The 9871-nt window shown below is 69.4% G+C and carries 8 protein-coding genes; all 8 read right to left on the reverse strand.

Going from position 1 to position 9871, the window contains the following annotated elements:
• Nucleotides 1-122: 122 nt before the first annotated feature.
• The 8 genes from cas2e to cas3 are packed head-to-tail and all read right to left on the reverse strand — an operon-like array spanning nucleotide 123 to nucleotide 9054.
• A complete protein-coding gene (cas2e, locus tag ACTIDRAF_RS0217215; protein ID WP_016699968.1) occupies nucleotides 123-482 on the reverse strand; it encodes a type I-E CRISPR-associated endoribonuclease Cas2e in 360 nt (119 codons plus the stop codon).
• Nucleotides 479-1474 (reverse strand): type I-E CRISPR-associated endonuclease Cas1e, encoded by a 996-nt coding sequence (gene cas1e / locus ACTIDRAF_RS0217220; RefSeq protein WP_016699969.1) that lies wholly within the window; start codon nucleotides 1472-1474, stop codon nucleotides 479-481. The genes cas2e and cas1e overlap by 4 nt, the downstream gene beginning before the upstream one ends.
• Nucleotides 1471-2136 (reverse strand): type I-E CRISPR-associated protein Cas6/Cse3/CasE, encoded by a 666-nt coding sequence (gene cas6e, locus ACTIDRAF_RS0217225; protein WP_016699970.1) that lies wholly within the window; start codon nucleotides 2134-2136, stop codon nucleotides 1471-1473. The genes cas1e and cas6e overlap by 4 nt, the downstream gene beginning before the upstream one ends.
• The gene (gene cas5e / locus ACTIDRAF_RS0217230; protein WP_016699971.1) at nucleotides 2136-2852 is read right to left on the reverse strand and encodes a type I-E CRISPR-associated protein Cas5/CasD; all 717 of its coding nucleotides are present in this window, start codon (nucleotides 2850-2852) and stop codon (nucleotides 2136-2138) included. The genes cas6e and cas5e overlap by 1 nt, the downstream gene beginning before the upstream one ends.
• Entirely contained in the window at nucleotides 2849-3988 is a 1140-nt protein-coding gene (cas7e, locus tag ACTIDRAF_RS0217235; RefSeq protein WP_016699972.1) for a type I-E CRISPR-associated protein Cas7/Cse4/CasC, read from the reverse strand. The genes cas5e and cas7e overlap by 4 nt, the downstream gene beginning before the upstream one ends.
• Complete coding sequence (casB, locus tag ACTIDRAF_RS29475; RefSeq protein ID WP_016699973.1) at nucleotides 3985-4575, reverse strand: type I-E CRISPR-associated protein Cse2/CasB; 591 nt, start codon at nucleotides 4573-4575, stop codon at nucleotides 3985-3987. Before casB ends, cas7e begins: the two co-directional genes overlap by 4 nt.
• Nucleotides 4576-4613: 38 nt before the next feature.
• Nucleotides 4614-6242, reverse strand: a complete 1629-nt coding sequence (gene casA, locus ACTIDRAF_RS0217245; RefSeq protein ID WP_016699974.1) for a type I-E CRISPR-associated protein Cse1/CasA — start codon at nucleotides 6240-6242, stop codon at nucleotides 4614-4616.
• On the reverse strand, nucleotides 6229-9054 hold the full coding sequence (cas3, locus tag ACTIDRAF_RS0217250; RefSeq protein WP_245533570.1) for a CRISPR-associated helicase Cas3': 2826 nt from the start codon (nucleotides 9052-9054) through the stop codon (nucleotides 6229-6231). Before cas3 ends, casA begins: the two co-directional genes overlap by 14 nt.
• Nucleotides 9055-9871: the final 817 nt, after the last annotated feature.

The raw sequence follows: 9871 nt of genomic DNA on the forward strand, positions 1-9871 counted from the left end.
AGCGTGGGAGGCAGGGCCTCCAACACCACCGGGGCGGTCCACATCATCAAGGAAGGAACAGCCCCGCGTGCGCGGGGAAGACACTTCCTGACCTGTGGCGTTAGGAGCACTACCGACGATTTTCATTCACTTTTTTGGCCACGGCCGTACCGTCTCCTCTTGCTGGCGGTGCTCCAGCCGGCGCGCTGCTTCGGCGCCGAGCGCTTCCGCTGCGCGGGCCTCAGCATGAGTTGGACCCCCTCGTGATCCACCGGTGTCCACTCGTGGCCGTGCACCTCGAAGGCCAACCCCTGCTCGGTGTCCGCGTTGTAGACCATGATCGCTCGCCCGGTCTTGACCATCTCCTGGACGCGTCCCCACAACAGAGCACGCACCCGAGCCGTGATGCCGCCGACGAAGACACCCGGGGAGATCTCCAGCAACCAGCGAGTGAGGTGGCCGCGCAGCCCTACCGGGCAGGCTGTCACCACGACCACGGTCACGACGCTTCCCCGTCCTGGTTGACGCCGTCGTCGTACTCGTCGTCCTGCCCGTAGGAGACGCCGGCCGGCACGTCCGGTCCGTCCTCGTTCCACAACATGACCACGTCGGGGAGCTGGAGGTCCGTGGCATCCCCGAGCTGCCCGTCCGCCGGGTCGCGCAGCAGGGTGACGATGTCCCGGACGCAGGTCCGGAGGAACTGCCCGTCCTTCATGCGGTCACGCACCGCTCGCCGGGTCACCGCGCCGATGTCGTCGGGGTCGGTGGCCGCCACCTCGAAGGCGACGGGGATGGTCACCTGCGCCTTGTACAGGTCGGCGATGTCGTAGACGAACGATCGCCGGTTCCCGGTGTGGACGAAACCGAGCCCAGGAGCCAGTCCCAGCGACACGATGACGGCGTGGACAACCCCGTAGAGGCTGGTGTGCGCGGCGGAGAGCGCCTGGTTGATCGGACTACCACCCGCGAAGTCGAGTGGGTCGTACTCCCTCCCGTCCCAGTCGATGCCGGTGCGGGCCGCGTACTCGCGGTACAGGCGACGGACCCGTGCCCCCTCCCGTCCTCGCAACTGCTGCATGGTCGAGGCACTGACGTCCTCGCCGGGGAACCTCATCCCGTACATCCGCCGCGCGACCGACAGCCGTGACGTGCGGTTGCTGACCAGCGCCGCCTGCCGTTCGAGAAGCCGGGAGGAGTCGGTCAGCATCCGGCCGTGCGCGTAGTAGCGGACGCCGTGTTCCCCCACCCACACCACGGTCGACCCGCTCTCGGCGAGCAGGTTCACCGCGTGGTGGCTGATCGTGGTGCCGGGACCGAGCATCAGGACGCTCAGGGTCGCCGCTGGGATGTGGAAGGTCCCGCGCTCGTCTCGGGAGGTGATGGCGTTGGCGTCGCGGTGGACGACGCAGTGTTCGAGGTAGACGAAGGTGAGCCGGTCCGCGGCTCGCACCAGGTGCGAGATGGGGACCGGCCTCGCCCCGGGGATCTCCGTCACGTCGGCCTGACCCGGGCCAGGGTGAGCAGGCCGCACCCATAGCCCTTGGCGGAGCCGATACCATGCGTCAGCGTCCGGCGGAACAGGGCGGGGTCGGCGACCCGCAACCTGCCCTCGTAGGTGGCGAGGGTGAGGGTGACCGTGGTTCCCTGGCGGTCGAACTTCCGACGGTCCCGGCCCCGGATCGCCACGTCGGGCTCGTCCCCCACGGCTGGCGGGATGGTGAAGCCCAGTCGTTCGACTCGTTTCAGCAACCAGTCGGTCTGCTGGGTCACGGTGAGGTGCCCGTAACGTTTCGTGTCCACATCCGACGTCTTGCGGGCGCTCCGGGTCGGGTTCGCGGTGAGGCGGAAGGCCCATTCCTGGCCGGCGGCCATCTGGTCGAGAAGTGGGCCGTAGGGACGGGTGTCCCAGGTGCTGGTGGCGGGCCACCCGGTCTCCTCCACCAGGTGGGTGAGGTCGGGCCGGTGCGGGCTGACGATGTACAGCAGGGTCTGTTTCGGGGTCTGGTCGAGACGCCAGAGGACCCTGCCGTCCTCGGTCGGCTCGCGGTGCGCGGCGGGGAAGGCTTTCATCACGGCACCGTGCAGGCGGTGCGGTGATGCCAACAGGTGACGCGTGGCCCGCCGTGCAGGGTTCAACTCGAAACGGGTGAGGTGCATCAGGACGGGCTCCCGAGCAGTTCCATGGGGTCGTGTGGGTGTTCGTCCGGTGGTGGACTGTGGTCGGGGTTCGGGATGGTGACCGTGTCCCGGTGGACGCTGCGCCAGGAGTACTGGCGGTGCCGGGGGTCGAAGCTGATCGGGACATCCCGCACGACGTCGCTCCCGGGTGTGTCGGGTGGGCAGTCGAGGACGACGTCCACCGTCACCTCCCGGTCGCTGGCGCGCTTCCTGCGGACGGCCGGGGAGGCGAGCCACGGGACGGTGGCCAGCGCCGTCCTGATGTCGCCGTCGATGACGGCCTCCACGAGGCGGCCGGCGGGCGGGCAGGAGCGGCGGCCCAGGAACAGGGGTGCGGCCGGCCTGCGCAGCGCGGCACGCACCCTGTCCAGCAGTTCCGCGTCACCCTCCACGGCGACGCAGAACACCGCGTCGGCCAGGTAGAAGCGGGTGGACAGCGGCATCACCTGTGATCCGTCGAGGCTGCGGGCAGTCTGGAAGTCGCGTTCCAGTTGGCCTTCCTGATCGACCCTGACCCCCACCCTGAGGTGGGTGAACGCTCCGAGGTCATCGGCACGGCGGACCCCGCAGGCGGAGGCCAGCAGTCCGATGACCCCGCTCCGGCTGGGTGCGAGGTCGGTGTTGCGACGGGTGAACCGGCTGCTGGTCCCCCACGACTGGAGCGGTGCGGCGAACCGCAGGACGAGGGCGGTCACGGTGCGAGCCGCTCGGCGACCAGCTGCCCGGCCCCCTTCACGGCGACGTCGAGGCTGACCCGCTCACCGATCTCGGCCAACGGCTCGACGCGCTCACCGACGCCGAAACTCCACGCCCGCAGGGGTGTCTCGTCGAAGGCCGCGTGGATGTCGGCGGCGTGGGTGGCGATGCGACGGATCGAGCCGCTGATCCGCCCACCCTGCTCCCGGGCGGTCACCGCCTCCTCGAAAGCACCGACGAGGTTGATGGGCTGCGTCTCGCGGGCGACGACGAGCACGGCGTCGGGCAGGGTGCGGTTGGCGAAGGTGTTCTGCTTGCCGGTGGGCATGCTGGAGACGAAGGCACGGACGAACGCCTCGACCGCCCGGCGGGTGGCCTCGACGTCGCCCAGGTTCTCCTGGAGCTGGTCCACGTCGATCGTGGCGTACCGGTACAGCGTGGAGGAGTTGAACTCGATGGTGCCGATCATGCCGGCCCCCGCGTCCTCCTCTTCGTCCGCCTTCTTGTGGTCGTCGACGGCGGTGTAGTAGTCGTACTCGTTGGTGACCCCGTGGACACTGAGCGCGTGCGCGACCTGGGTGGCGGCCTCGACGTTGAGATCGGGGAGGTTCGCGACCATCCTGCCGAACAGGGCGACATCCACGGAGTGGGACCGGTCGGCGCGGGCCTTGGCCTCGGACTTGTCGATCTTGGTCTTGCCGTCGCCGGCCTCCCGTGCCGACTCCACCGCGAGGTCGGCGAGGTTGGTGATCTGCGCGCGGGAGAGGAACACCAGGAACTCGGCCTCGTCCGGGGTGGCTTCGGTCGCCTTCTTCCGGGGTGCCTTCAGTTTGAAGCCGGCAGCTTCCAGCACGGACTTGGCGAGTTCCTGGGCGCGGTCGGCGTGCTCGGGGGAGCGTTCGCCGATGGTCTCTGCGACCAGTTCGACGATCCGCTTGGTGCGAACCCCCAGGTTCTCCTTGTCGAGCAGGGACTCGAAGGCGACCCGGGTGGCGCGCTTCCACGCCTGGCTGGACACCCGGGCGCGCCGGACACCCCCGTACATGGCGGTCTTCGGGCTTCCGGTGTCGTCGCGGTTGATGTTGCTCGGCGGAACGGTCTGGATGACGTGCAGGTCGATGATGGTGCGGCTCACGAAGCGTCCTCTGTCTTCTCGTTGTCGCTCGGCGGAGTGGTGTCGGATTCGGTGTTGGGCACCCGGTGGAACTCGCGGCCCCAGACGCGGCGGATGCGTTCAGGGGCGTCCTCGAAGCGGTGCCAGCGGACGAGCTGGTCGGCGAGCAGGCCGTAGTCGAGGGGGATCTCCGCCCCTCGCAGTAGCTTCACCAGGCCCCGCAGGTGGACGAGGAGTTCGTCGAGGTCGGTGCTGGTGACCAGCGTCGCGAACCTGCGGGCCGCCGGGTCGGTGGGCGAGATCTCCGCCTGGGGGTGCAGGGCCCGTGCCGCCCGGCCGACCCCCCAACCGGGTACGCACGCGTGCTTGCGCAGCGATTGCTGGTGCACCGCGAAGAGCGTCATCGCGTGGTGGGCGGCGGTTTCCTGCGCGCTGGGTTGGTCGCTGTGCCAGCCCTGCGTCATGAAGGGGGCGTAGGTGAGGTCCAGGATGTCGGGCATCACGCCTGGCGGCGTGTCCACGGCACGGCGCAGCCTCGCCAGACCGGCGACCGCGTGTGCCCTGTCCTTGACGTACTCCTGTTGGAGTCGGCCCGTCTGCTCGTTCACCCACTTCCGAAGTGGAGGGTGCTCACTGTGGTTTCCTGTCATTCTTCGTCCTTCTCGGGCGGTTGCGCTGGGGATGCCATGGGCAGTGCTCGGTTCAACGCGAAGGTGAACCAGCGTTCGGCGACCGGGATGGTCAACCACTTGTCCTTGACGAGCCGTCCGGTCCACCCCGTGGGGGGTGCCTCGGCGATGAGGCGGCTGCCCACCGCCCGCATCTCCGCTCGGGCCGCGACGTGCCACTGCTCCTTGACGTCGATCGGGTCATCCTCGGGGAGACGAGCGGCGAGCCAGCGGCGGAAGGCTGGGTCCAGCGCGGCGTAGGCGAGTTCGAGGGCGGTATCCTTCGGCCCCAGGCGACCGTTCACGTTGGGCTCCTCGCGGGAACCGCAGGCCTTCGCGAGGTTCAGCGCGAGATCGCCCACGGCGTAGGCGGCCTTCTCCGCGTCGCGGACGCAGCCCAGCACGACCTCCTTCAGGTGGGCCAGTTCTCGGTCGAGCAGCGCCGCGTGCAGCGAGATGGCGTCGTCGACGATCTCGGCCGTCGTGGAGCTCTGGCTGCCGTAGGTCATGCCGATGGTGTGCAGGCGAAGCGGGTAATCGCGGGGCAGCCGTCGGTCACTCGTCAGTCTGGCGATCTGGTCGAGCACGCCGGGGGACAGCCGGTCGGAGGCCTCCGACCGCTGGTTGCTGGTGACCGTCTGCGGCAGCATCGCGGTCAGCCCGCGCCAGATCACCCGTTCCGGGCTGTGCTCCAAGGGCATGTACACCGGAGTGCTGGACTTGAGTTTCTTCTCCTGGGTTTCGCTGCGCCGCCACGACGTGTGCGTCTCGTGCTTGTGCTGGTTCTGCGGCCCGAGTGGATCACCGTTGCAGACGAGGACGCCAGTCACGCGGTCCCCGGTTCCGACCAGGCGGATGCGCCGGCTCTGCCACGTGTAGAGGTCGACCGGGCCGGTGGGCTCCCGTTCCTTCCCGAGTGGACCGCGCTGGCCCTGCTCCCAGGCGGGCAGGTCGTTCTCCCGGGTGGGGAGCACCAGGTTGAGCAGCAGGGTGCGCCAGAGGGTGTCCCCTTCCGGGGCCACTCCCCCGAGGCGTCCGCTCCACCCGGTGCCGATCGGGTAGCCCTTACCGTTCTTGACCCGGCTGTCGCCGACGGCGCCGGACTTGATGCCGGACGGGTCGAAGGCGTGGCAGTGGACCAACCAGCGCGCGGCCTCCGCCGGGGAGAGCGTGAGGTCCCGCTCGAGCCGCGTACTGAAGAAGGGGTGCCCGTTGGGGACGTCGGCGACGATCCTGTTGAGCTCGAACACCTCGTCCTTGGCGGTGCGGAGTGTCGCCACCTGCATGAACGGTTCCGCGGGGTGGAAGAGGTCGAAGCGGGAACGGTGCTGCTCCAGGTAGTCCTTGATCTGGTCCTGCGGGACGCCCTCGTCCCACAACCGCTTCCAGCCGTCGTCGTCCAGGCCCCGGCCGAAGGCCCGGTGGCACACCGCGAGCAGGAGGCGGAGGTGGGCGAACTGCTGGGTCGGGATGTCCCCGACCAGGCCAGCGAGAGTCCCGGACTGGGTGAGGGTGTCGAGCAGGGACTTCTCCGTCACCTCGCCGTCGAGGTCACGCACGAGCAGCCAGGGCCGCTCCACGAGGTCGTAGGGGTCAGGCAGGCTCATGCATCAGTCCTCGTCGCCGGTCGTAGGTGAGGATGTGGTCGTGCAGTCGGGTTCGTCGTTCGGCATCGAGCGTCAGGACGAGTTGCCCGCTCAGCAGGGGATTGGCCTGGAAGCTGGCGAACCAGTTGTCCTTCAGTTCGTCGATGACCTCGTCGAGCACGTCAGGGGTGCTGAGGGCGAGCGGCAGCCGCAGGGAACACGCCGCGACGACCCGGGCCTGGTCCCACGGGACCTTCGAGTCCAACGGCAGCTGTTTCCCCCCTCCCGGGACCCAGGGCAGGGTGCGCAGCCCGCCGCCAGCGTCCCGTTCGACGACGAGGACTTCGAGCGAGGCGGCACCGTCCCGGACCTGCGCGGCTCCGCGTGCGGTGTCCTCCGAGGCATCACCGACTCCGGCCTTCAGCCAGCCGGTGAGGGCACCGGTCTCGGACGGCGCGCCCAGCCGGTAGGTCTCCGCGTCCTTGGCGCGCCGGCTGGCCGACTCCTCGGCGGCCTGGGCGGCGGCGGTCATCGCCGGTTGCCAGGAGTTGGGGCCAAGGGTGGTGTCGCCGTACCCGGCCTGCACCAGCGGCGCGATGTCGTGCGGTAGGGCGATCTCGTCACGGTCGATCACGAGGGCGGCGGCCCGCAGCAACAGGTGTTCCCCGTACACGCGCCGCGAGCCCGGGTGTGCCCGCGCTGGCTCGGCCGCCCAGTCCTCCACTCCCACGATGGCACAACGGGGGCTGCTCACCGCCGCCGGGCGGGACCGGGTGTGGCGGTGGAGGCGTCCCATCCGCTGGAGCAACAGGTCCACTGGCGCCAGGTCGGTGACCATCAGGTCGAAGTCGACGTCCAGCGACTGCTCGACGACCTGGGAGGCGACCACGATGTGCAGCGGCGGGCGGTCGGGGGCGGACTCGGGTGGTCCGAAGCGCCGCAGGAGCCCCCGGTCGATCTCCGCCCGGTCGCAGGCCAGGAACCGGGAGTGCGCGATGGTGACGGCGTCCTCGCCGAACTCCTCGCTGAGCCGCCGGGCCGTCTCCTGCACTCGACCGACGGTGTTGTGCACGACGACCGCGCAGCCACCGTCGGCCAGTTTCGCGCGCAGGTAGGTGACGAGGGTGTCCTGGCCGTCGTCCAGCCTGTCGAGGGCGACCCGGGTCCGCTCCGGGGGTAACGGCAGCACCGTCGGAGGCGGACCACCGCTCACCGACACCACGGGGTAGCCGGGGTGCCCGGCGGGAACGCAGGAGGCGTCGCCACCTCGACCGGTGTCGTAGGCGCGGAGCAGTTCCGCGCGGCGGTGGTCGGGCAGCGTGGCGGAGAGCAGCACGACCGGGACCCGGTACGCCCCCAACCATTCGAGGACGCGGTGTAGGTACTGGGACATGTACACGTCGTAGGCGTGCACCTCGTCGACGACGACGACCTTGCCCGCGAGGGCGAGGTGCCGCAGCATGACGTGCCGGCTTTTGAGCGCGGCGAAGAGCAGCTGGTCGATGGTACCGACGACGAACGGCGCGAGCCCGGACTTCTTGCGCCCGCTCAGCCACCAGTGCGCGACCACGGTGTCCTCGCAGTCGTCCCGCGAACGACCGGACGATCCGCGCCGCTCCACATCGTCCCCCAGCGAGGCGAACCGGCCGCGTCGGACGAGCCCCGAGTAGGTGTCGTTCAGGTGCGCCTTGCCGTGGGCCAGGCTCACCGACGCCCTGTCCGGAATGCCGTCGAGCCTGTTCAACCAGGTGTGGACCCGGCCGAACATCGCGTCGGTGGTCGCCTGGGTCGGCAGCGCGACGAGGACGCCGTCCGCGCCGGACCGGTGGGCCATCACCTCCGCCGCCAGCAGTGCGGCCTCGGTCTTCCCCGAACCCATCGGTGCCTCGATGATGAGGAGCCCTGGCTCGGGTTGCTCCACCACCGCGCGGACGGCGGCGATCTGGACGTCGCGGGGGCGGTCGCGCTCGAACCGGCGCCGCAGGAGCCCCGCGACATCCCCGTCGAACGGAACGGCCCGCCACCGGGGCGACAGGTTCAGCTTCGACCACGCCTCCGCCACCCGGCGTTCCGTCACCGTGTCGTCGGGCCCCGGCGCCCGGTCAAGCGCACTGACGGGGTAGAGCGGGAAGAGTTCGGAGTTGGAGGCGATCCAGTCGGCGACGATGACCAGGGCGGTCAGCAGGGCGAGCGCGGGCCGGCTGAACCGGACACCACGGAAGTGGACCAGTGCTTGCGGCCCACCCAGGTGGTCCAGCGACCACCCGAGGATGTGGTCACGCACCTCCTGCCACCGGCGATCACCGAGGAGGTATTCCAGCCCGTCCAGGCGGTGCAGCGCCGTGTCGTCCGGCGGGAGGCCGTGGTGGCTCCCGACGACCGAGGCCAGTTGGTGCGCACCCCACGCGAAATCGAAGCCAAGCTCCTTCTCGAGCCACTCCCGCACCACCCGCTGGCCGGCGACGGCGTGGTTGGCTCTCGGCCGCTCGGGGTCCGCCTTGATGCCACGCCGTACGGTCAGGCCCCGACTCGCCATGTGGTTCGCCAGCTTGGGAACCTGGCAGGCGAAGGCCGGGCTGCACTTCAGGAGGTCGTGGACAGAGGCGAGCCACACGGTGAGGGTCTCGACGTCCTCACGGCCACCGGGGAACTCGGAGGCGAGCCGGTCCACTACAGCTGGTGACAGCCACTCACGAACGAGCAGTCGAGCCACCCCAGCGGAATCGGCGAGGTGCTGGTGCAAGGGAAGCCAATGCGTGAGCTCCCCACTTGGGTCACGCTCGGACTTCGCCCAGACAGCCGTCCAGGCTACTTCGATCGGGGACAACCACACCCTCCAGTCAGGCCAGCACTCAACCAATACCGAAGTACCAGCGCGCCGGTTCGGATTACGGGAAATGTCACCCGTTCGGCCGTATATCAGCACTTGGTACCTCGATCTTCAGACCGAACTCTCCTTGGCCAGCAACGACACTCACCTTCTACCTCGCCGGAAAATCACCAGCACGCGACTGGGCAACCCCGGTTCCGGGCAACTTTTCCGAGCCCCACGATCCGAGCGATTTCTAGCACCGCACACCGACAGGGAGCGAGGACCGGTGGAGGTTGGTCGATGAACCGCCAAATCCAGACGCACCAGGTGGAAAATTGCCTCGACAACCGCCACTGGCCGCCCGGTCGTCCTCGGGACGTGTTCCGATTCACCGTTCCTGGAGGCAACTGACCCAGGCTCTCGCCACAGCGAGCGATCAACAACCAGATGACCGGCACCGGCACGTCAGGCAACGGGTCGCGGCTCCCTGAGGCGATGGAGTCCGCTCGTTCGGAATAGCCCGCGTGCGCGGGGAGGACCCACGGCGTCCAGGTCGTCCCAAGTGAGATCGATGGAACAGCCCCGCGTGCGCGGGGAGGACGAGACGTGGCGTCGATTCCCGCAGTCCGCCGTGGGTACAGCCCCGCGTGCGCGGGGAGGACGACAACGGCACCGGGACCATCGAGATCGACAACGGAACAGCCCCGCGTGCGCGGGGAGGACCACGGTGACGATTCATCTGCCCCTCCCAACCTCGGAACAGCCCCGCGTGCGCGGGGAGGACACCGCGATCAGCCACTGGACCGTACTGGGTTTGTTGGAGGCCCTGCACCCCAGG

The organism is Actinoalloteichus spitiensis RMV-1378, assembly GCF_000239155.1.
Classification (GTDB): domain Bacteria; phylum Actinomycetota; class Actinomycetes; order Mycobacteriales; family Pseudonocardiaceae; genus Actinoalloteichus_B; species Actinoalloteichus_B spitiensis.

Excerpts from the sequence above, each read along its gene's own strand:
- cas6e (WP_016699970.1), bottom strand. The coding sequence starts at position 2,136 with ATGCACCTCACCCGTTTCGAGTTGAACCCTGCACGGCGGGCCACGCGT.
- casA (WP_016699974.1), bottom strand. The coding sequence starts at position 6,242 with ATGAGCCTGCCTGACCCCTACGACCTCGTGGAGCGGCCCTGGCTGCTC.